Annotated in this window: 1 protein-coding gene; it reads left to right on the forward strand. The window is 47.8% G+C overall.

Annotation, left to right across the window (positions count from 1 at the left end):
• Positions 1–439: amidase family protein (locus J1781_RS00255; RefSeq protein WP_217233005.1), on the forward strand; the 439-nt coding region annotated here is incomplete at both ends.

Below are 439 nucleotides of genomic sequence, written 5' to 3' on the forward strand. Positions count from 1 at the left end.
GTGTTATCCGGTCATGACAGCAAAGACTCAACCTCTGCCAAAAAAGAGGTGCCGGATTTTGTCGCTAGTTTGACTAGCAGACGCCAAACCAATGCCAGCCATGATAAACCGCTTCAAGGGTTACGCATTGGTATCCCAACCGAATACTTTGCCGATGGCTTAAATAGCGAGGTTAAAGCTGGCGTAGAAGCGGCATTAAAACAATACCAAGCCTTGGGTGCAAGCTTGGTGGATGTGAATTTGACCAAACCTGAAATCACCCTTGCCACTTATTATTTGCTCGCCCCAGCCGAAGCTTCATCTAACTTATCGCGTTATGATGGGGTGCGTTATGGCTACCGCTGTGACAGCCCAAAAAACTTGGAAGATTTATACACCCGCTCACGTTCTGAAGGCTTTGGTGCCGAAGTACAGCGCCGTATTTTGATGGGTACCTATG

It is taken from the genome of Rahnella perminowiae (genome assembly GCF_019049695.1).
Lineage (GTDB): Bacteria > Pseudomonadota > Gammaproteobacteria > Enterobacterales > Enterobacteriaceae > Rahnella > Rahnella perminowiae.